The organism is Pseudomonas sp. Colony2, assembly GCF_019382755.1.
GTDB lineage: Bacteria > Pseudomonadota > Gammaproteobacteria > Pseudomonadales > Pseudomonadaceae > Aquipseudomonas.
The window spans coordinates 1,377,439-1,398,699 of sequence record NZ_CP080030.1 but is presented as its reverse complement, the minus strand read 5'-3'; the positions used below and the strand labels follow the sequence as shown (position 1 = coordinate 1,398,699).

At 61.0% G+C, this 21,261-nt stretch carries 21 protein-coding genes; 11 read left to right on the top strand and 10 right to left on the bottom strand.

Features of this window, described 5'->3' with window-relative positions; genetic code table 11:
• Window positions 1-119: 119 nt before the first annotated feature.
• The 9 genes from JV201_RS05845 to pdeM all read left to right on the top strand — a co-directional run bounded on the left by JV201_RS05845 (window position 120) and on the right by pdeM (window position 11,291).
• Window positions 120-1,124: a ligase-associated DNA damage response exonuclease gene (locus tag JV201_RS05845; RefSeq protein WP_219406620.1), complete on the top strand. Its 1,005-nt coding sequence runs from the start codon at window positions 120-122 to the stop codon at window positions 1,122-1,124.
• Entirely contained in the window at window positions 1,121-2,755 is a 1,635-nt protein-coding gene (locus JV201_RS05840) for an ATP-dependent DNA ligase (protein WP_219406619.1), read from the top strand. Before JV201_RS05845 ends, JV201_RS05840 begins: the two co-directional genes overlap by 4 nt.
• Window positions 2,756-3,084: 329 nt before the next feature.
• A complete protein-coding gene (locus JV201_RS05835; protein ID WP_003213667.1) occupies window positions 3,085-3,864 on the top strand; it encodes a transporter substrate-binding domain-containing protein in 780 nt (259 codons plus the stop codon).
• A gap of 57 nt (window positions 3,865-3,921) precedes the next feature.
• Window positions 3,922-4,650, top strand: a complete 729-nt coding sequence (locus tag JV201_RS05830) for an ABC transporter permease (protein ID WP_008432134.1) — start codon at window positions 3,922-3,924, stop codon at window positions 4,648-4,650.
• Window positions 4,647-5,357, top strand: a complete 711-nt coding sequence (locus JV201_RS05825) for an ABC transporter permease (RefSeq protein WP_219406618.1) — start codon at window positions 4,647-4,649, stop codon at window positions 5,355-5,357. Before JV201_RS05830 ends, JV201_RS05825 begins: the two co-directional genes overlap by 4 nt.
• A 9-nt stretch (window positions 5,358-5,366) precedes the next feature.
• Window positions 5,367-6,485 carry a succinylglutamate desuccinylase/aspartoacylase family protein gene (locus JV201_RS05820; protein ID WP_219406617.1) on the top strand — a complete coding sequence of 373 codons (1,119 nt, stop codon included), beginning with the start codon at window positions 5,367-5,369 and terminating at the stop codon, window positions 6,483-6,485.
• 13 nt (window positions 6,486-6,498) lie between these two features.
• Window positions 6,499-7,263 carry an ABC transporter ATP-binding protein gene (locus tag JV201_RS05815; RefSeq protein WP_008432141.1) on the top strand — a complete coding sequence of 255 codons (765 nt, stop codon included), beginning with the start codon at window positions 6,499-6,501 and terminating at the stop codon, window positions 7,261-7,263.
• 894 nt (window positions 7,264-8,157) lie between these two features.
• The gene (locus tag JV201_RS05810) at window positions 8,158-10,635 is read left to right on the top strand and encodes a ligase-associated DNA damage response DEXH box helicase (RefSeq protein WP_219406616.1); all 2,478 of its coding nucleotides are present in this window, start codon (window positions 8,158-8,160) and stop codon (window positions 10,633-10,635) included.
• On the top strand, window positions 10,635-11,291 hold the full coding sequence (gene pdeM, locus JV201_RS05805) for a ligase-associated DNA damage response endonuclease PdeM (RefSeq protein WP_003219271.1): 657 nt from the start codon (window positions 10,635-10,637) through the stop codon (window positions 11,289-11,291). The genes JV201_RS05810 and pdeM overlap by 1 nt, the downstream gene beginning before the upstream one ends.
• A 31-nt stretch (window positions 11,292-11,322) precedes the next feature.
• On the opposite strand, the gene JV201_RS05800 is transcribed toward pdeM, so the two are convergent.
• Together JV201_RS05800 and dcd are read right to left on the bottom strand one after the other, a co-directional pair.
• The gene (locus tag JV201_RS05800) at window positions 11,323-11,526 is read right to left on the bottom strand and encodes a hypothetical protein (RefSeq protein WP_003219272.1); all 204 of its coding nucleotides are present in this window, start codon (window positions 11,524-11,526) and stop codon (window positions 11,323-11,325) included.
• A gap of 107 nt (window positions 11,527-11,633) precedes the next feature.
• On the bottom strand, window positions 11,634-12,200 hold the full coding sequence (gene dcd, locus JV201_RS05795) for a dCTP deaminase (protein ID WP_003219273.1): 567 nt from the start codon (window positions 12,198-12,200) through the stop codon (window positions 11,634-11,636).
• A 378-nt stretch (window positions 12,201-12,578) separates the two neighbouring features.
• Here dcd and JV201_RS05790 point away from each other — a divergent pair, with 378 nt between their 5' ends.
• Window positions 12,579-12,788, top strand: coding sequence for a cold-shock protein (locus JV201_RS05790; RefSeq protein ID WP_002554837.1), 210 nt, complete (start codon window positions 12,579-12,581; stop codon window positions 12,786-12,788).
• A gap of 334 nt (window positions 12,789-13,122) precedes the next feature.
• Here the strand turns inward: JV201_RS05790 and rpoS are convergent, their stop codons facing one another.
• The 8 genes from rpoS to JV201_RS05750 form a co-directional block, all read right to left on the bottom strand.
• Window positions 13,123-14,127 carry an RNA polymerase sigma factor RpoS gene (gene rpoS, locus JV201_RS05785; protein WP_003219274.1) on the bottom strand — a complete coding sequence of 335 codons (1,005 nt, stop codon included), beginning with the start codon at window positions 14,125-14,127 and terminating at the stop codon, window positions 13,123-13,125.
• Between the two features lie 105 nt (window positions 14,128-14,232).
• On the bottom strand, window positions 14,233-15,069 hold the full coding sequence (locus JV201_RS05780) for a peptidoglycan DD-metalloendopeptidase family protein (RefSeq protein ID WP_032898924.1): 837 nt from the start codon (window positions 15,067-15,069) through the stop codon (window positions 14,233-14,235).
• A gap of 210 nt (window positions 15,070-15,279) precedes the next feature.
• Window positions 15,280-15,915, bottom strand: a complete 636-nt coding sequence (locus JV201_RS05775) for a protein-L-isoaspartate(D-aspartate) O-methyltransferase (protein ID WP_010176736.1) — start codon at window positions 15,913-15,915, stop codon at window positions 15,280-15,282.
• 41 nt (window positions 15,916-15,956) lie between these two features.
• The gene (gene surE / locus JV201_RS05770) at window positions 15,957-16,706 is read right to left on the bottom strand and encodes a 5'/3'-nucleotidase SurE (protein ID WP_003219278.1); all 750 of its coding nucleotides are present in this window, start codon (window positions 16,704-16,706) and stop codon (window positions 15,957-15,959) included.
• Window positions 16,694-17,752, bottom strand: coding sequence for a tRNA pseudouridine(13) synthase TruD (truD, locus tag JV201_RS05765; RefSeq protein WP_003219280.1), 1,059 nt, complete (start codon window positions 17,750-17,752; stop codon window positions 16,694-16,696). Before truD ends, surE begins: the two co-directional genes overlap by 13 nt.
• A complete protein-coding gene (gene ispF / locus JV201_RS05760; RefSeq protein ID WP_003219282.1) occupies window positions 17,749-18,222 on the bottom strand; it encodes a 2-C-methyl-D-erythritol 2,4-cyclodiphosphate synthase in 474 nt (157 codons plus the stop codon). Before ispF ends, truD begins: the two co-directional genes overlap by 4 nt.
• Before the next feature lie 54 nt (window positions 18,223-18,276).
• Window positions 18,277-19,122, bottom strand: coding sequence for an S-formylglutathione hydrolase (gene fghA, locus JV201_RS05755; protein WP_003219284.1), 846 nt, complete (start codon window positions 19,120-19,122; stop codon window positions 18,277-18,279).
• Between the two features lie 8 nt (window positions 19,123-19,130).
• A complete protein-coding gene (locus tag JV201_RS05750) occupies window positions 19,131-20,243 on the bottom strand; it encodes an S-(hydroxymethyl)glutathione dehydrogenase/class III alcohol dehydrogenase (protein WP_003219285.1) in 1,113 nt (370 codons plus the stop codon).
• Window positions 20,244-20,352: 109 nt separating this feature from the next.
• On the opposite strand from JV201_RS05750, the gene JV201_RS05745 reads away from it, so the two are divergent.
• Window positions 20,353-21,249 carry a LysR substrate-binding domain-containing protein gene (locus tag JV201_RS05745; protein WP_003219287.1) on the top strand — a complete coding sequence of 299 codons (897 nt, stop codon included), beginning with the start codon at window positions 20,353-20,355 and terminating at the stop codon, window positions 21,247-21,249.
• Window positions 21,250-21,261 lie beyond the last annotated feature (12 nt).

Here is a 21,261-nt window from a genome sequence, read left to right as displayed (position 1 = left end):
TGACTGACACACCGCATTCGCGAGCAAGCCAGCTCCCACAGTTGATCGCATGCATTCCGATAGAACTTCTCCACCCGCCCCCGCCTCATAATTAACAAGCCCACCTCCACGGCACGCCCATGGACCTTGTTATCGCCCGGCCCGAAGGCCTCTACTGCCCCGCCGGGGATTTCTACATCGACCCCTGGCGCCCGGTGGAACGTTCGGTCATCACCCACGCCCACGGCGACCACGCCCGCACCGGCAACCAACACTACCTGGCCGCCGCCCCCGGCGAAGGCATCCTGCGCTCGCGCCTCGGCCAGGACATCAACCTGCAAACCCTGGCCTACGGCGAAAGCCTGCGCCACCACGGCGTCACCTTGAGTTTCCACCCCGCCGGCCATGTCCTCGGCTCCGCCCAGGTGCGCCTGGAATACCAGGGTGAAGTCTGGGTCGCCTCCGGCGACTATAAAGTCGAGCCCGACGGCACCTGCGCGCCGTTCGAACCGGTGCGCTGCCATACGTTTATCACCGAATCGACCTTCGGCCTGCCGATCTACCGCTGGCAGCCCCAGGCGCAGATTTTTGCCGGGATCAACGACTGGTGGCAGGCCAATATCGCCGCCGGCAAGGCCAGCGTGTTGTTCTGTTATTCCTTCGGCAAAGCCCAGCGGATTCTCCACGGCATCGACGCCAGCATCGGCCCGATCCTCAGCCATGGCGCGGTTGAACCCTTGAACCGGGTGTACCGCGAAGCTGGCATCTATATCCCTGAAACCCTCTACGCCGGCGACTTCAAAAAGTCCGACCCTTTGTTGCGCCAGGCCCTGATCATCGCCCCGCCCTCCGCCGGTGGCAGCACCTGGATGCGCCGCTTCGGCGACTACAGCGACGCCTTCGCCAGCGGCTGGATGCGCCTGCGCGGCACCCGGCGGCGGCGCGGGGTGGATCGCGGCTTTGTGCTCTCGGACCACGCCGATTGGCCCGGACTGTTATGGGCCATTGAGCAAACCGGTGCCGAGCGGGTAATGGTCACCCACGGTTCTGTGGGCGTATTGGTCAGGCACCTGCGGGAAAAGGGCCTGGATGCCCAGGGATTCACCACCGAATACGGCGATGACGAAGAGGAGGCCACGTCATGAAAGCCTTCGCCGAGCTGTACGCCAACCTCGACGCCACCACCTCCAGCAACGCCAAGCTCGCCGCCTTGCAGGCTTATTTCCTACAGGCGCCCGCGGAAGATGCTGCGTGGGCGGTGTACTTTTTATCCGGCGGCCGGCCCCGACAACTGGTGCCCACCCGGTTGCTGCGGGACATGGCCACCGAAGCCGCGAGCATTGAGCCGTGGCTGTTCGAAGAGAGTTATCAGTCGGTAGGCGACCTGGCGGAAACCATTTCCCTGCTGTTACCGGAATCGCCCCACACCTCGGACGATGGTCTGGCCGTGTGGCTGGAAGAAAAACTCCTGCCCTTGCGTGGCCTGCCGCCAGAAGAACTGGCAGAACGCCTGCCCGCGTTGTGGGCACAGCTGGATCAGCCGAGCCTGATGCTCTGCATCAAGCTGATCACCGGCAGCTTCCGGGTCGGTGTGTCGAAGTTGCTGGTCACCCGCGCCCTGGCCGCCATGGCCGGGCTGGACAGCAAACGCGTGGCCCAGCGGCTGGTGGGCTACACCGACCTGTCGAACCGTCCGACGGCCGAAGGCTACTTGAAGCTGATTGCCGCCGAATCGTCCGACGAACACGCCCAGCGTGGCGGGCAGCCTTATCCGTTTTTCCTGGCCCATGGCCTGGCCCAGCCGGTGGAGCAGTTCGATGCCTTGCTCGGCTCCCCTGCTGACTGGCAAGTGGAATGGAAGTGGGACGGTATCCGCGCACAACTGGTCAAGCGCGAAGGCCGCTTGTGGGTCTGGTCTCGGGGCGAAGAACTGGTCACCGAGCGCTTTCCGGAGCTTCATGACCTGGAAAACAGCCTGCCCGATGGCACAGTGATCGACGGCGAAATCGTGGTGTGGAAGGACTCGGTGCAACCCTTCGCCCTGCTGCAACAGCGTATCGGCCGCAAGACCCTGGGCAAGAAAATCCTCGAAGACGCGCCGGTCGCCGTGCTCGCTTATGACCTGCTGGAACACCACGGCGAAGACTGGCGCAACCACACCCAGGCCGAACGCCGGGCGCAACTGGAGCTGGTGGTCAGCGACTGCGACCAGCCAACGTTGCGCACGTCGCCAGTGCTGATCGGCGATAGCTGGCAAGACTTGGCAGAGCAGCGTGAGGCGTCCCGCAGCCTGGGCGTGGAAGGCATGATGCTCAAGGCCCGGGACGGGCTCTACGGCGTGGGCCGGACCAAGGACATGGGCGTGTGGTGGAAGTGGAAAGTCGACACGTTCAGTGTCGATGCCGTGCTGATCTACGCCCAGCGCGGCCATGGCCGGCGCGCCAGCCTGTACAGCGACTACACCTTTGCGGTGTGGGACGGCCCGCCCGGTACTGAGCGTACTTTAGTCCCGTTCGCCAAGGCGTATTCGGGGCTGACCGATGAGGAAATGCGCAAGGTCGACGCCATCGTGCGCAAGACCACCGTGGAGAAATTCGGCCCGGTCAGCAGCGTCACGCCGAGCATGGTGTTTGAACTGGGTTTTGAAGGGATTGCCCTGTCCAAGCGGCACAAGAGCGGAATTGCGGTGCGTTTCCCGAGGATGTTGCGCTGGCGCCAGGACAAGGCCGTCGAGGAAGCCGACAACCTGGCGACCCTGCAGGATTTACTGGCCTGACACGCCTCTCAAGAACGCCACCGATCAATGTGGGAGCGGGCTTGCTCGCGAAGGCGGTGTGTCAGTCAATACATGTACCGACTGATCCACCGCATTCGCGAGCAAGCCCGCTCCCACATTTGAAAACCTCACACGCCCCAAAATAATGCATAGATTTATCGATGCCCATTTTCGGGCATTTCCTACTGGCACAACTCCTTAATCTCACCTTTTAAAACGACCATTCGGAACTATGGTGCAGAAATTGCTACTTGAGTCCGGTCTGACACCGTTCAGTAACAGTCCTAACCGCGCCACAAGCGCTTATCTTGGTTTCCAGGGATTACATAATGAAAAAAGCATTGCTGACCCTTTCTGCACTGGCTCTGTGCATGGCCGCCGGTTCCGCGCTGGCCAAGGAATACAAGGAATTGCGTTTTGGTGTCGATCCGTCCTACGCGCCATTTGAGTCTAAAGCCGCTGACGGCAGCCTGGTGGGCTTCGATATCGACCTGGGCAATGCCATCTGTGCCGAGCTGAAGGTCAAGTGCAAGTGGGTCGAAAGTGATTTCGACGGCATGATTCCAGGCCTCAACGCCAACAAGTTTGACGGCGTGATTTCCTCGATGACCGTGACCGAAGCCCGTGAAAAGGCGATCGACTTCTCCAACGAGCTGTTCTCCGGCCCAACTTCCCTGGTGTTCAAAAAGGGCGCGAACTACTCCACGCCTGAGTCCCTCAAGGGCAAAAGCGTTGGCTACGAGCAAGGCACCATCCAGGAAGCCTACGCCAAGGCCGTACTGGACAAGGCCGGTGTCACCACCAAGGCCTACGCCAACCAGGACCAGGTGTACGCCGACCTGACTTCCGGCCGCCTGGACGCTTCCGTGCAGGACATGCTGCAAGCCGAACTGGGCTTTTTGAAGTCGCCAGCCGGTGCTGACTACGAAGTCAGCAAGGCCATCGACGATCCACTGCTGCCGTCCAAAACTGCGGTCGGTATCAAAAAAGGTAACAAAGACCTCAAGGCCTTGTTGGATAAAGGTATCAAAGCGTTACACGATGATGGCACCTACGCCACCATCCAGAAGAAACACTTTGGCGATCTGAACCTGTACAGCGGCAAATAATGCCTGGGGCGCCCTTCCTCTGGAGGGGCGCTTTTTTATCGCCATAGGTCCTGATTTATGTTCGAAGATCTTTTGCAAACCCTGGGGCTCAGTGCCTTCAGCTTGAAGGGTTTCGGCCCGCTGTTGCTGCAAGGCACCTGGATGACCGTCAAGTTGTCGGTGTTCTCCCTGGCCGTCAGCGTGTTGCTGGGCTTGCTCGGGGCTACTGCCAAACTGTCCAGCCTGCCGTTCCTGCGGATTCCCGCGCAGATCTACACCACCCTGATTCGCGGCGTGCCCGACCTGGTGCTGATGCTGCTGATTTTCTACAGCCTGCAAATCTGGCTGACCAGCTTTACCGACTTTATGGAATGGGACTACATCGAGATCGACCCATTCAGCGCCGGGGTGATCACCCTGGGCTTTATCTACGGTGCGTATTTCACCGAGACCTTTCGCGGCGCGATCCTCGCCGTGCCCCGTGGCCAGTTGGAGGCCGCCACCGCCTACGGGCTCACGCGTGGCCAGCGGTTTCGCTTCGTGACCTTCCCGCAGATGATGCGCTTCGCCCTGCCGGGCATCGGCAATAACTGGATGGTGATGCTCAAGGCCACGGCACTGGTGTCGATCATCGGCCTGGCCGACCTGGTCAAGGCCGCGCAGGATGCCGGCAAGAGTACTTATCAGCTGTTCTATTTCCTGGTGATCGCCGCGTTTATCTACCTGCTGATCACCAGCGCGTCCAACTTCGTCCTGCGCCGCCTCGAACGGCGCTACTCCGCAGGCTCCCGGGAGGCAGTGCGATGATCGAACTTATCCAGCAATACTGGCGCCCCTTCCTATATAGCGACGGCCAGCACATCACCGGGTTGGCCATGACGATGTGGCTGCTCAGCGCGTCGATCTTCATCGGCTTCCTGGTATCGATCCCGCTGTCCATTGCGCGGGTGTCGCGCAATCGCTGGSTGCGYTGGCCGGTGCARTKCTWCACCTACCTGTTTCGCGGCACGCCGCTGTATATCCAGTTGCTGATYTKYTAYACCGGGATCTACAGCATCGCGGCGGTTCGCGCGCAGCCGGTGCTTGACGCGTTCTTTCGTGATGCGATGAACTGCACGATTCTCGCCTTCGCCCTCAACACCTGCGCCTACACCACGGAGATTTTTGCCGGGGCGATCCGCAGCATGGCCCACGGCGAAGTCGAAGCGGCGAAAGCCTACGGCCTCAGCGGCTGGAAGCTGTATGCCTACGTGATCATGCCGTCGGCCCTGCGCCGCTCGCTGCCGTACTACAGTAATGAAGTGATCCTGATGCTGCACTCGACGACGGTGGCCTTCACCGCGACCATCCCGGATATCCTGAAAGTCGCCCGGGACGCCAACTCGGCCACCTACATGACCTTTCAATCATTCGGTATCGCTGCGCTGATCTACCTGACCGTGACCTTTGCCCTGGTCGGTCTGTTTCGTCTGGCGGAGCGTCGCTGGCTGGCCTTTCTCGGCCCCAGCCACTAAGGAGCCTTCATGCGTCATCAGATTCATCCACTTGTGGCGCCGGTGCCGGGCACGGAGCGACAAATCCACAGTTTCCACTTCGGGCCGGAGCAGGCCGAAGGCAAGGTCTACATCCAGTCGTCGCTGCACGCCGACGAATTGCCGGGCATGCTGGTGGCCTGGCACTTGAAGGCGCGCCTGGCGGAGCTGGCTGCGGCCGGCCGCCTGCGCAGCGAGATCGTACTGGTGCCGATCGCCAACCCGACCGGCCTGGAACAGGTGTTAATGGACATCCCCCTGGGCCGCTATGAGCTGGAAAGCGGGCAGAACTTCAATCGCCTGTTTGTCGACCTGTCCGGCGAGGTTGGCAACCAGGTCGAAGGCCTGCTGGGAGATGATCCTGCGCATAACGTCGAACTGATCCGCGATGCGCTGAGCATGGCCCTGGCGGCGCAAACGCCCGTCACACAACTGGAATCCCAACGCCTGGTGCTGCAACGCCTGGCGTGTGATGCCGACATGGTGCTGGACCTGCACTGCGACTTCGAAGCCGTTGCACACCTGTACACCACCCCCGAGGCGTGGCCGCAGGTGGAGCCGCTGGCGCGCTATATCGGTTCGGAAGCCAGCCTGTTGGCTACCGATTCCGGTGGGCAGTCGTTCGATGAGTGTTTCACGCTGGTGTGGTGGCAATTGCAACAACGGTTTGGCGAGCGCTTCCCGATTCCGATGGGCAGCTTTTCCGTCACCGTCGAGTTGCGCGGCCAGGGCGACGTCAACCACGGCCTGGCCAGCCTCGACTGCCAGGCGATCATCGATTACCTGATTCACTTCGGCGCAATCAGCGGCGAGCCGGCATCGCTGCCGGAATTGCCCTACCCCGCCACACCGCTGGCGGGCGTCGAGCCGGTGGCCACACCCGTGGGCGGCTTGCTGGTATTCAGCGCGCTGCCTGGGGAATACGTGGACGCCGGGCAACTGATCGCCGAAATCATCGACCCCATTTCCGACCGCGTAACGCCAGTGCATTGCCGCAATGCCGGGCTGCTTTACGCTCGTTCGCTGCGGCGCATGGCCACTGCCGGGATGGTCATTGCCCATGTCGCCGGCACTGAAGCCTATCGCAGCGGCTACCTACTTTCGCCTTGAGGATGCACGCCCCATGTACAAATTGACCGTTGAAGGCCTGCATAAAAGCTATGGCGACAATGAGGTGCTCAAAGGTGTCTCGCTCAAGGCCAGGACCGGTGATGTGATCAGCTTGATCGGCGCCAGTGGCTCGGGCAAGAGTACCTTTTTGCGGTGTATCAATTTTCTTGAACAGCCCAATGATGGCGCGATGACGCTGGATGGGCAGCAGATTCGCATGGTCAGTGACCGCCATGGGATGCGCGTGGCGGATGATGCTGAGTTGCAGCGCCTGCGTACGCGGTTGGCGATGGTGTTTCAGCATTTCAACCTGTGGAGCCACATGAGTGTGCTGGAGAACATCACCATGGCGCCGCGCCGGGTGCTGGGTTGCAGCAAGAAGGACGCCGAGGATCGCGCTCGCCGGTATCTGGACAAGGTGGGGTTGCCGGCGCGGGTGGCCGGTCAATATCCGGCGTTTTTGTCGGGTGGCCAGCAACAGCGGGTGGCGATTGCCCGGGCGCTGGCGATGGAGCCAGAGGTGATGCTGTTTGACGAGCCGACTTCGGCGCTGGACCCGGAGTTGGTGGGTGAGGTGTTGAAGGTGATCCAGGGTTTGGCTGAGGAAGGCCGGACGATGATCATGGTGACCCATGAGATGAGCTTTGCGCGCAAGGTGTCGAGCCAGGTGCTGTTTTTGCACAAGGGGTTGGTGGAGGAACAGGGTGCGCCGGAGGATGTGCTGGGTAATCCGAAGAGCGAGCGGTTGCAGCAGTTTTTGAGTGGGAATTTGAAGTAGCCCGCAGGGGTTGGGTGTATATCCGTTATTTAGGTAACGGCCACTTATGGTTCCGCTCTTACAGCGGCTCACTTTTGAACAGCGCAAAAGTAAGCAAAACGCTCTTGCCCCACCACTCGGCTCCTCGCTTAGGCTCGGAGTGCCCTCACTCCGGCTTTGGACCGTGGGCCGCCGTCATGGGCCATCCCTGGCCCAGGACGGCTAACCTGGCGTCCTGCCAGGTTACCCACGCTCCAAAGCCTGCGTTCGGCCAGCGTGGTTTAACGGGGCGCCTAAGATCAARATCAAGATCAAAAGCAAGAGCACAGCGGCCTMCCGGCCGGCTTGAGTGTTGAAGAGCAAAATCAAAAKCTAAAGCGGGCACGGTCAAATGTGGGAGCTGGCTTGCCTGCGATGGCATCAACTGGGTGTRCCTGATGYACCGAGKTGTCTGCATCGCAGGCAAGCCAGCTCCYACAGAAAAGCAGCTYTGTTTTCGCTCTGGTCTTTGCTTTTGCTTTTAACACTCAGGTCGGCTTTCAGGCCGCCGTGCTTTTGCTTTTGATTTTGATCTGCGAGCCCCGTCAACCACGATGGCCGCAAGTAGGCACGGTGGAGCGGGTAAATCGGCAAGGATGCCGATTTAGCCGCGCCGGGCCATGGATGGCCCGTCGCGGCGGCCCGCGGAATCGGGCCGGAGTGCGGGCATGCCGAGCCTAGGCGAGGCACCGAGTGGTGGGGCAAAGCGTTTTTTGGTTACTTTTTTAGGCGTTTGTAAAAAAGTGACCCGCTGTAAGAGCGGAACCATAGGCGGCCGTTACCTAAATAACGGATATACACCCCCCCCAAAAAAATCGCAGTTAAACCTTTCCCCCACCCCAAAGGTCTCTGAATTACCCCCCCAGAGCCCCAAGCATGGTCAAATCCCCCAACTTCGCCAAAGACTGGTTCACCGCCAAGGGCTGGAAACCGTTCGCCTTCCAAAAAGACGTATGGCACGCAGTCAAGGAAGGCCAGTCGGGACTGCTCCACGCCAGCACCGGCGCCGGGAAAACCTACGCCCTGTGGTTCGCCGCCCTCAACCGCTTCGCCATCACCGAAACCACGCCCCGCAAACGCAAAGCCCCCGCGGAACCGCTCGCCGTCCTGTGGATCACCCCAATGCGCGCCCTGGCCGCCGACACCGCCCGCGCCCTTGAGGCCCCGCTCGAGTCACTGAAAATCCCCTGGACCGTCGGCCTGCGCACCGGCGACACCAGCAGCAGCGAACGCGCCCGCCAAACCCGCCGTCTGCCCACCACCCTGATCACCACCCCGGAAAGCCTCACGCTGATGCTCGCCCGCGCCGATAGCCAGCCCAGCCTGTCGCACCTGCGCATGGTGGTAGTGGACGAATGGCACGAACTGATCGGCAACAAACGCGGCGTGCAATTGCAACTGGCCCTCGCCCGCCTGCGGCAATGGCACCCCGAGCTGATTGTGTGGGGCATTTCTGCAACCCTGGGTAATCAGGCCCACGCGTTGGAGGTGTTGATCCCACAAGGCGGCGGGATCAACGTCCAAGGCCAAACCACCAAACAGTTGCGAGTGGACACCCTGTTGCCACCGGTTATCGAGCGCTTTCCGTGGGCCGGCCATATCGGCCTGAAAATGCTCCCGCAAGTGGTGGCCGAAGTTGATGCCAGCAGCAGTTGCCTGGTGTTTACCAACACACGGGCACAATCGGAAATCTGGTACCAGGCCCTGCTCGACGCGCGCCCCGACTGGGCCGGAGTGATTGCCCTGCACCACGGCTCGCTGTCCCGGGAAACCCGGGACTGGGTGGAGCGAGCCCTGAAGGAGGGGCAACTGAAGGCCGTGGTGTGTACGTCGAGCCTGGACCTGGGGGTAGATTTCCTGCCGGTGGAACGGGTACTGCAGATTGGCTCCGCCAAGGGCGTAGCCCGGCTGATGCAGCGCGCAGGGCGCTCCGGCCACGCACCGGGCCGGCCTTCGCGGGTCACGCTGGTGCCAACCCACAGCCTGGAAATGGTGGAAGCCGCTGCCGCGCAGGACGCCATCGCTGAACGGCGCATAGAAGCGCGCCAGTCGCCTCACAAGCCGTTGGATGTGCTGGTGCAGCATCTGGTGAGCATGGCGCTGGGCGGCGGCTTTGTGCCGGATGAGCTGCTGGCGGAGGTGCGCACCGCGTGGGCCTATCGTGACCTGAGCGCAGCAGACTGGGCCTGGGCCCTGGGCTTCGTGCGCCATGGTGGCCTGTCGCTGACGGCCTACCCGGATTACCGCCGGGTCGAGCCGGACGAACACGGCATCTGGCGCGTCCCCGACGCACGCCTGGCGCGGCGCCATCGCATGAGCGTGGGTACGATCGTCAGCGATGCCAGCATCCAGCTGAAATTCTGGAGCAAAGGCGGCGGTGGCAAGACCCTGGGCAGTGTCGAGGAAGGCTTTATTGCACGACTGAAGCCAGGGGATGGTTTCCTGTTCGCCGGCCGCTTGCTGGAGTTGGTACGGGTGGAAAACATGACTGCTTATGTGAAGCGCAGCACCGCGAAAAAGGCTGCCGTGCCACGCTGGAACGGCGGGCGCATGCCTCTTTCCAACGAGCTGGCCCAGGCGGTGGTCGAGCGCTTTGATGCGGCTGCCCACGGTCACTATCTCGGCCCGGAGATGCAAGCGGTGCAACCCTTGCTGGAAACCCAGCTGCGCTGGTCCGGACTGCCGACCCGCGATCACTTGCTGGCCGAGGCCCTCAAGTCCCGGGAGGGCTGGCATCTGTTCCTGTATCCGTTTGCCGGGCGCCAGGTGCATCTGGGGCTGGCGAGCCTGCTGGCCTGGCGCGTCAGCCGGCGGCAGGCGGTGACGTTCTCGATTGCGGTCAATGACTATGGGCTGGAACTGCTGAGTGCCACCGAAGTGGATTGGCCTGAGTTATTGGGCGGCGAACTGCTGAGCGCGGATCATCTGCTGGATGACGTGGTAGCCAGCCTGAATGCCGGTGAGCTGGCCCTGCGACGTTTTCGCGAGATCGCGCGGATCGCCGGGCTGGTGTTCGCAGGCTATCCGGGCGCGCCGAAAAGTACGCGTCAGGTCCAGGCTTCCAGCGGTTTGTTCTTTGAGGTATTCAAGCAATATGACCCGCAGAACCTGCTGCTGACCCAGGCCGGGGAAGAAGTCCTGCGGGATGAGCTGGATATTCGTCGCCTGGAAGAGACCTTGCGCCACCTGTCTGGGTTGAAGCTGGACCTGCATCGCATCAAACGGCCTACGCCGTTGGCCTTTCCGCTGCTGGTGGAACGTTTTCGGGAAAGCCTGAGCTCGGAAAAACTCTCGGAGCGGATTGCGCGGATGGTCAAGGATCTGGAAAAAGTCGCCGATAACGGGAAGCCCTGATGCCCGCTCATTACCCGATACATCTGGCGGAAGAAGCGCTGTGGTTGCTCGCGGACAAGGCGGTGTACTGGCCTGCGAGAAAGTGCCTGCTGATCGCCGACGCGCATTTTGGCAAGGCGTCGGCCTATCGCAGCCTGGGCCAGCCAGTGCCACAGGGCACGACGACGGCCAACCTGCAGCGCCTGGACCGGTTGTTGGCGGCTTTCCCCGGCGCGCAGGTGATCTTTCTCGGCGACTTTCTCCACGGGCCCGGCTCTCACGCCAGCGGCACCCTGAACGCCCTGAGAGCCTGGCGTGAGCGTCATGCAGGCGTGGCGCTCACGCTGATTCGCGGCAACCACGACAAACGCGCTGGCGACCCGCCTGGCGATCTGAATATTGAGGTGGTGACCGAACCCTTGCTGATGGGCCCGTTTGCCTTGCAGCACGAGCCCGACGCCCATGCCAGCCACCATGTGCTGGCCGGGCACGTGCATCCGGTGTATCGCCTGCGGGGCAAGGGCCGGCAAAGCTTGCGCCTGCCGTGCTTCCTGATCGGCAACCAAGTCAGCCTGCTACCGGCGTTCGGCGCTTTTACCGGGGGTTATTCAGTGACGCAGGAAGAAGGCAGCCGGATCTTCGTGATCGGAGACCAGGAAGTATGGCCAGTGCGTTGAGCAACTGACCATTGGCGACACGTGCAGGAAATCAGGCCACAGGGGCGGGAGGCGGTTCGTCAGGGAGAGTGGGTTCGCCAGGCTCTTCAGGCTGGTTGGGCCAGGGATCATCGGGACCTGGCTGGCCGGGAATGCCGCCTGCGGCGGGATCGGCCATCAAGGACCAGGCCATCACACCAATCTGGTTGGGTTCAAGCCGGGCGAGTTCGGCGCTGATTCGCGGATCGAGCTTCATAGGGGACTCCTCAAGCGTGGCCCGGCGCGTTGTGCACGCGTCGGGGCAGTACACCCAATAGAGTGCATGCCCGCTGACAAATTCCCTTAGCCTGTAAGACGATTCGATCAAGTGCGTGGGAGAGTGACGCCGCGCTGGCCCTGATACTTGCCGCCACGGTCCTTATAGGACACTTCGCACTCTTCGTCGGATTCGAAGAACAGCATCTGCGCCACGCCTTCGTTGGCGTAGATTTTTGCCGGCAAGGTGGTGGTGTTGGAGAACTCCAGGGTGACGTGCCCTTCCCATTCCGGCTCCAGCGGCGTCACGTTGACGATGATGCCGCAGCGCGCGTAGGTGCTTTTGCCCAGGCAGATAGTCAGGACATTACGCGGGATACGGAAGAATTCGACGGTGCGCGCCAGGGCAAAGGAGTTTGGCGGGATGATGCAGACGTCGCTCTTGACGTCGACGAAGCTTTTTTCGTCGAAGTTTTTCGGATCGACGGTTGCCGAGTTGATGTTGGTGAACACCTTGAACTCATCGGCGCAGCGTACGTCGTAGCCGTAGCTGGAAACCCCGAACGAGATCAGCCGCTCAGCGCCTTCGCCACGCATCTGGCGCTCCACGAAGGGCTCGATCATGCCGTGCTCTTGCGCCATGCGGCGAATCCACTTGTCCGATTTGATGCTCATGGCGGGTGTCCTGAATAGCGAGGTGAAAAAATTCTGTTGGGCATCTTACCGGGGCTGGCCCCGTGGTTCAAAGGGGCGACTGTTTTTCTTGGCGCCGCGCAGCCCCTGCTGGGCGGGGCGCACCTTCAATTGTGGGGTGTTGGTGCGGTATCAGGGTGCCGCCAGTCACGAAAATAGAGAAACCTTCGGAAATACCATTGGCACGTTCCGGAAAAAGGGTTAAGGTGGCGCCACTGTGCTGCTTGTGTCACTGAGAATCTCTACACGATATGTTGAATTTCGATCCAACCATCTCCAAGAATTTTTCCTGCTCTTTGCACTCAGTCTCGGCCAGGGCTTTTCCTGAGTCGCAGTTAACTTTGTCCAAGGAGATACACCATGTCTAATCGCCAAACTGGTACCGTTAAGTGGTTCAACGATGAAAAAGGCTTCGGCTTCATCACTCCACAATCCGGTGACGACCTGTTCGTTCACTTCAAAGCTATCCAATCCGACGGCTTCAAAAGCCTGAAAGAAGGCCAACAGGTTTCTTTCATCGCTACCCGCGGTCAGAAAGGCATGCAAGCTGAAGAAGTTCAAGTTATCTAACTTGTACTGATTTAGTCGAAAAGCCCCGCCCTCAAAAGCGGGGCTTTTTTGTGCCCGCTCGTTCCTACGCTCTGCGTGGGAATGCCTCTTGTGACGCTCTGCGTCACGCCTTGGGACGCGGAGCGTCCTGGGCTGCGTTCCCACACAGAGCGTGGGAACGAGCAAAGCGGGGCTTTTTTTGCGCTCGGGATTTGCCAATCACACGATGTAATTCCATGCACAAAAAAATTTGGGAGCGGGCTTGCTCGCGAAAGCGGTGAATCAGTCGCCAGATAGGCTGACTGAAACACCGTATTCGCGAGCAAGCCCGCTCCCACATTTCATCCTGCGTCGCTTATTGAAACAACGACTCACTCGACAAGCCATTCTTCTCGAGGATCTCGCGCAAGCGCTTGAGGCCCTCGACCTGGATCTGCCGCACCCGCTCACGGGTCAAGCCAATCTCCAGGCCAACATCTTCCAGGGTGCTGCTTTCGTGGCCGCGCAGCCCGAAGCGGCGAATCACCACCTCACGCTGTTTGTCCGTCAGCTCCGAAAGCCACTGGTCGATGCTTTGCGACAGATCGTCGTCCTGCAGCAACTCACATGGGTCCGTAGGACGATCATCGGTCAGGGTGTCCAGCAGGGTTTTATCCGAATCCGGACCCAGCGAGACATCGACGGAAGACACCCGCTCATTGAGACCGAGCATGCGCTTGACCTCTCCCACCGGTTTTTCCAGCAGGTTGGCGATTTCTTCAGGCGAAGGTTCATGATCGAGTTTCTGTGTCAGCTCACGCGCCGCCCGCAGGTAGACGTTGAGCTCCTTGACCACATGGATCGGCAACCGGATCGTACGGGTCTGATTCATGATCGCCCGTTCGATGGTCTGACGAATCCACCAGGTGGCGTAGGTCGAAAAGCGGAAGCCCCGCTCAGGGTCGAACTTTTCCACCGCCCGGATCAGGCCGAGATTGCCTTCCTCGATCAAGTCCAACAGGGACAGCCCACGATTGACGTAGCGTCGGGCGATTTTCACCACCAGTCGCAGGTTGCTCTCAATCATGCGCTTGCGCCCAGCCGGATCGCCCTTTTGCGACAAGCGCGCAAAATGGACTTCTTCTTCGGGAGTGAGCAGAGGGGAAAAGCCGATTTCATTGAGGTACAACTGAGTCGCGTCGAGCGCCCGTGTGTAATCAATGTACTTGTGTTGCTTTAACGCGGTGGAGTTCTTGGATTTGGTGCGAACTGAAGGTACAGCAGGTCCCTCATTCGACATCGATTCCGTATCGATGACAGTCTCCATAAGGAGAACCTCATCGTCGATGTCAAACTCCGGCGCTTCTTTACTGAGAGCCATTGTTATAGTCCTTTGGTGAGTTCGACCTCAAGCTCAAGCGACGCCTTTATCCTTGGCAACGCTGGAGCCTGTTCCTACTACGTGAGGAACAGGCTGTGCAACACATCAACGACGGGGAAGGAATTGCAGCGGATCAACAGGCTTCCCTTGGCGGCGAATCTCAAAGTGCAGTTTCACCCGGTCTGTACCAGTTGACCCCATCTCGGCAATTGTCTGTCCGACTTTGACCTGCTGCCCCTCCCGAACCAACAGCCTGCGGTTGTGACCGTAGGCACTGACGTAGGTATCGCTGTGTTTGATGATGACCAGCTCGCCGTAGCCCCGTAAACCACTCCCGGCGTACACCACTGTCCCATCAGACGCAGCTAAAACAGGCTGTCCCAAATCTCCGGCGATATCAATGCCTTTATTCAAACTACCGTTTGAAGAGAATTTTCCAATAAGGATGCCATTTGAGGGCCATCCCCAGCCGGTCGGTGCGGGCCCCGCCGGCGGCATCGGCGCAGGTGCTGGCTTGCTCGCAACGCTAGGCGCGGCGGTGCCTGCAGGCCGGGTGATGATGGTGGTCTTGCTCGAAGACGACGGCGAAGAAGCCGTGTTTGTGACTACCGCGGTCGGTGTTGAACCGGTTCGTCCATCGAAACGAATGGTCTGACCTGGATGTATCGTGTATGGCACAGGGATGTTGTTACGGGCGGCGAGCGCCTTGTAATCCCAGCCATAACGAAAGGCGATCGAGAACATCGTATCGCCCTTGCGCACGACGTATTGGCCTGTGGTAACGGTAGGTTTCTGCGGTACCGCGTTATTGCGGTCGACCACCCGCGCACCACCGGATGGCGTGCTTGAACAAGCCGCCAGCAAGGAACTCAAGACAAGGCCAATCACCAGTCGCTGAAAGCTTGTTTGACTCATACGCTGTGCAATGACCGTGAGACTCACCCGCCGCTCCCTTTGTGGTGGCTGACTATGAACGCCTGTATCAGGCTTGAAATATGACGCAAGTATAACTGGCCGTTGGGTTTTTACTGGAAACACGATTCTAAAGAAAATTTCATCATGTTTAGCTCCTACGGCTGATCATGTGGACTCAACAGACCCCGCTGTAAGACACATACCCGGCAATAGAATTCAGTACGCAGGAATAATTGATCAGGCCAGCGGACCGTTGAGCAGCGGGACAAAACGCACGGCGCCGAGCACATGCCGGGAAAAGCCCTCTTCCTCGCGAATGATCAACATTAATTGTTGCACTTCGCCGGAGCCCACCGGAATCACCAGGCGCCCGCCGGGAGCCAGTTGATCGAGCAAGGCCTGGGGTACGTCGGTCGCCACCGCGGTGACGATAATGCCGTTGTATGGCGCCAGTGCCGGCCAGCCTTCCCAGCCATCGCCCCAACGGAACACCACGTTGCGCAGGTTCAACTCCACCAGGCGTTCCTTGGCCCGGTCTTGCAACACCTTGATGCGCTCCACGGAAAACACCCGCTCCACCAGCTGCGACAACACGGCCGTCTGGTAGCCGGAGCCGGTGCCGATTTCCAGCACCTTGTCCAGCGGGCCCGCCGCCAGCAGCAACTCACTCATCCGCGCCACCATATAGGGCTGGGAGATGGTCTGGTTGTGGCCGATGGGCAAGGCTGTGTCTTCATAGGCGCGGTGCGCCAGGGCTTCATCGACAAACAGATGCCGCGGGGTACGGCGGATGACTTCCAGCACCTGGGCATTGGACAGCCCTTCTTCATACAGGCGCTGGATCAATCGCTCGCGGGTGCGCTGGGAGGTCATCCCGATGCCCCGGCGCAGCAGGTCGTCTTGTTCACGAGCCATCAGCGCAGCCCCTCCAGCCAGCCATCGAGGCTACTGAAGGCATCACTGAAGGTGCGATCGAGTTGCAACGGGGTAATCGAGACATAACCTTGCATCACCGCATGAAAGTCCGTGCCCTCGCCACCGTCCTCGGCATCGCCGGCAGCGGCAATCCAGTACCCTTCCCTGCCACGCGGGTCGACCACCTTCAGCGGCGCTGCCGCACGGGCACGGTGGCCGAGGCGGGTCAGCTGGATACCGCGAATGTGGTCCAGGGGCAGATTGGGAATATTGACGTTGAGCACCGTGCGCGGCGGCAGGACCAGGGTGTCATGGGCCTCCACCAACTTGCGGGCGAAATACGCCGCAGTCGCCAGGTTGTCCAATTGACGGGACGCAAACGAAAAAGCGAACGAGGTCCGACCGAGGAAGCGCCCTTCAAGGGCTGCCGCCACCGTACCGGAATACAACACGTCGTCACCCAGGTTGGCGCCCAGGTTGATCCCGGAAACCACCAGGTCCGGCTCGCGGTCCAGCAGGCTGTTGATCGCCAGGTGCACGCAGTCGGTCGGCGTGCCATTCACGCTGATAAAGCCGTTGGGCAACGTCTGTGTATGCAACGGACGGTCGAGCGTCAGCGAGCTGCTGGCGCCGCTTTTGTCCTGGTCCGGGGCAACCACCACGCACTCGGCGTAATCCGCCAGCGCAGCATGAAGCGCGGCAAGGCCGGGTGCAGTGACCCCGTCGTCGTTAGATATCAGAATACGCATGGGCTGTCCGTCTGCCCCACCGGCACCAGATCTACAAGCTCGCGCACCAAGACAGTGGCGAAGCATCCAGCCGGCAGGACGAATTCCAATTGCAGAATGTCAGGTTCGGGATAATGCCACGTCAACCCGCCAATGGGCAGTCGAAGAATGCGACGTTCCTGGCTCATGCCGGCATTCACCAGCCAATCCCGCAGTTCGGCTTCACCGTCGGCAATCGCCTGTTCCAGCGCGAAGGTTGCTCCCGCCGCCGGCGAATCACCTTCGCCCCACTGCGGGCCGGTGGGATGCAGGTCGAGGATTGCCAGGCGCGGGTCGCTGCATTCAGCCTCCCCCGCCGGGAAAAAGCTGCGGCTGTCGGTAAACGCCAGCAAGTCACCGACCTGGGCGCGCTGCCAGGAACCGTCGGCCACCCGCGCCGCCAGCACTTTATTGAACAGGAAGCTGCGGGCCGTCGAGAGCAGGCGCGAACGCACATTGCGCTGCTCCGGCAAGGCCTTGCGCGCCGCCCAGTCACGGGCATCGACGACGTTGCCGCCGTTATGGCCGAAACGCTGGGCGCCGAAATAGTTGGGAATGCCTTGCCGGGCGATCAGTTGCAGGCGGGCGTCGATGGCCGCCGCATCCCCGGCAAACTGGGTCAGGCGCAAGGTAAAGCCGTTGGCCGAATGCGCGCCGCGCTGCAGCTTGCGCTTGTGACGGCCGGTCTTGAGGATCTTCAGGGTGTCGTTTTCAGCCGCGCTCAGGTCCGGGTCCGCCTTGCCCGGCAACTGCACGCTGAACCACTGGCGTGTCAGCGCCTGGCGGTCCTTGAGCCCGGCGTAGCTGACGGTACGCAACGGCACGCCCGCCGCCTTGGCAATCCGCCGCGCCGCCTCTTCGGTATTCAGGCCGCGCTTTTCCACCCACAACCACAGGTGTTCACCCTCGCCGGTCAGCGGGATATCCAGCACTTCATCCACCTGGAAGTCTTCAGCGGTGGCCTTCAGAACAGCGCTGCCCAAGGCCTCGCCATAGGCACGCGGGCCCAGCAGTTGCAGATCATTCATGCGCGCAGCAACAAGGCAACGGAGTGCACGGCAATGCCCTCTTCGCGACCGGTAAACCCGAGCTTTTCGGTGGTGGTGGCTTTTACGTTCACTTGATCCAACTCAACTTGAAGATCCGCGGCAATCAGCGCGCGCATCGTTTCGATATGCGGGGCCATCTTGGGCGCCTGGGCGACGATGGTGTTGTCGACGTTGCCGACCTTCCAGCCCTTGGCATGGATCAAGCCGACCACGTGACGCAACAGCACACGACTGTCCGCGCCCTTGAAGGTCGGGTCGGTATCCGGAAAGTGCTTGCCGATGTCGCCCAACGCGGCTGCGCCGAGCAAGGCATCGCTCAAGGCATGCAGCACCACGTCGCCGTCGGAATGAGCCAGCAACCCGTGGTGGTGCGCGATCCGAACGCCGCCCAGGGTGATGAAATCGCCTTCGGCGAAACGGTGCACATCATAGCCGTGGCCAATACGCATAAAAAAACGCCCCGATTTAATTCAGGGCGTGATTCTACCTACTTTTGCCTCACATTAACCGAGCAAAGCGCGCGCGTGATGGCGTAAGTGGTCTTCGATGAAGCTGGCGATAAAGAAGTAGCTGTGGTCATAGCCCGGTTGCAGGCGCAGCTCCAGCGGATGGTTCGCCGCCCTGGCCGCTTGTTGCAACGCTTCAGGCTTGAGCTGCACCGCGAGGAAATCGTCGCGGTCGCCCTGGTCCACCAGCAATGGCAGCTTTTCCGAGGCTTCGCTGATCAACACGCAGGCATCCCATTCGCGCCATTTCGAGCGCTCTTCGCCCAGGTAGCGGGAGAATGCCTTCTGGCCCCACGGGCAATCCATCGGGTTGTTGATCGGCGAGAACGCCGACACCGACTGATAACGCCCCGGGTTGCGCAAGGCACACACCAGCGCGCCGTGGCCGCCCATGGAGTGGCCGCTGATCCCGCGTTTGGCCGACGCCGGGAAATGCGCCTCGACCAATGCAGGCAACTCCTGCACCACGTAGTCATGCATCCGATAGTGCTGGGCCCAGGGCTCCTGGGTGGCGTTCAGGTAGAAACCGGCGCCCAGGCCAAAGTCCCAGGCGTTGTCCGGATCACCCGGCACACCGGGGCCGCGCGGGCTGGTGTCCGGCGCAACAATGATCAACCCCAGCTCGGCTGCCATGCGTTGCGCGCCGGCCTTCTGCATGAAGTTCTCATCGGTGCAGGTCAGGCCCGATAGCCAGTACAGCACCGGCAATTTGCCGCCCTGCTCCGCTTGCGGCGGCAGGTACACGGCGAAGGTCATGTCGCAACCCAGCACGTCGGAATGATGCTTGTAGCGTTTATGCCAGCCGCCGAAGCTTTTCTGGCACGACAGGTTTTCCAGACTCATGGCCGACCTCAGAAGTGAATGACGGTGCGGATGCTCTTGCCTTCATGCATCAGGTCAAACGCCTTGTTGATATCTTCCAGGCCCATGGTGTGGGTGATGAACGTATCCAGCGGGATTTCACCGGTCTGGGCCATTTCCACATAGCTTGGCAACTCGCTGCGACCGCGCACGCCGCCGAACGCCGAACCGCGCCAGACGCGGCCGGTGACCAGTTGGAACGGACGGGTCGCGATTTCCTGGCCGGCACCGGCCACACCGATGATCACCGACTCGCCCCAACCTTTGTGGCAGCACTCAAGGGCCGCACGCATCAGTTGGACATTGCCGATGCACTCGAAGGAAAAGTCGACGCCGCCGTCGGTCAAATCGACGATCACGTCCTGGATCGGGCGGTCGTAGTCTTTCGGGTTGATGCAGTCGGTGGCACCCAGCTGCCTGGCGATTTCAAACTTGGCCGGGTTGATGTCGATGGCAATGATGCGGCCGGCCTTGGCTTTCACCGCACCGATCACCGCCGACAGGCCGATGCCGCCCAGGCCGAAGATGGCCACGGTGTCGCCTGGCTTGACCTTGGCGGTGTTGATCACTGCACCGATACCGGTGGTGACGCCACAGCCCAGCAGGCAGACTTTTTCCAGCGGCGCTTCTTTGGGAATCTTCGCTACGGAGATTTCCGGCAGCACGGTGTATTCGGAGAAGGTCGAAGTGCCCATGTAGTGGAAAATCGGCTGGCCCTTGTAGGAAAAGCGCGAAGTACCGTCGGGCATCAGGCCTTTGCCCTGGGTGGCGCGAATCGCCTGGCAGAGGTTGGTCTTGCCCGACAGGCAGAATTTGCACTTGCCGCATTCCGGGGTGTACAGAGGGATCACGTGGTCGCCCACCGCCACCGAGGTCACGCCTTCGCCGATGGCTTCAACCACGGCGCCGCCTTCGTGGCCGAGGATCGACGGGAAAATGCCTTCCGGGTCCGCGCCCGACAGGGTGTAGGCATCGGTATGGCACACACCGGACGCCACCACCCGCAACAGCACCTCGCCCGCCTTGGGCATGGCCACATCCACTTCAACGATCTCGAGGGGTTTCTTGGCTTCGAAGGCTACGGCCGCGCGGGACTTGATCATCCGGTTTCTCCATCGGGTTAAAAACGTATGGCCGGCAGTGTAAAACATGCTCATCTGATTAATAATCCAGACAAAAGCAAAACATTATTGCTACGCAGGGATAATCAGCATGCTGGAAAACCGCTGGGAGGGCATCGACGAGTTCGTCGCCGTGGCCGAATGCAGCCAATTCACCGCGGCCGCCGAGCGCCTGGGCGTGTCGTCGTCCCATATCAGCCGCCAGGTCGCGCGACTGGAAGAGCGCCTGCAAACACGCTTGCTGTATCGCAGCACGCGCAAGGTGACACTGACCGAAGCCGGCCAGACCTTCCTGCAACATTGCCAGCGATTGCAGGACGGTCGCGAAGAAGCCTTGCGCGCCGTGGGCGACCTGGCCAGCGAGCCCAAGGGAATGTTGCGCATGACCTGCGCAGTGGCTTACGGCGAGCGTTTTATCGTGCCGCTGGTGACGCGGTTCATGGCGCTTTATCCGCAATTGCGCGTGGACGTGGAATTGACCAACCGCCAGCTGGACCTGGTGCACGAAGGCCTGGACCTGGCGATTCGCCTCGGGCGCCTGGCGGATTCGCGCATGGTTGCCAGCCGCCTCGCGCCGCGGCGTATGTACCTGTGCGCGTCACCGTCCTACCTGGCCAGGTACGGGCGGCCACATAGCTTGTCGGAGTTAAGCCGGCATAACTGCCTGATCGGCAGCTCGGATATTTGGCAACTGGCCCAGGACGGGCGCGAATTTTCCCAGCGGGTACAGGGAAACTGGCGCTGCAACAGCGGGCAAGCGGTGCTGGATGCGGCCCTGCAAGGTGTCGGTCTTTGCCAGTTGCCGGACTATTACGTGCTGGAGCATTTGCACAGCGGCGCACTGGTGTCGTTACTCGAAGCCCATCAACCGCCCAACACCGCGGTTTGGGCGCTGTACCCGCAACAACGCCACCTTTCGCCCAAGGTGCGAAAACTGGTGGACTTTCTCAAGGAGGGCCTGGGCAACCATCCCGTCTACCTGCGATAGACAGCTACCGCC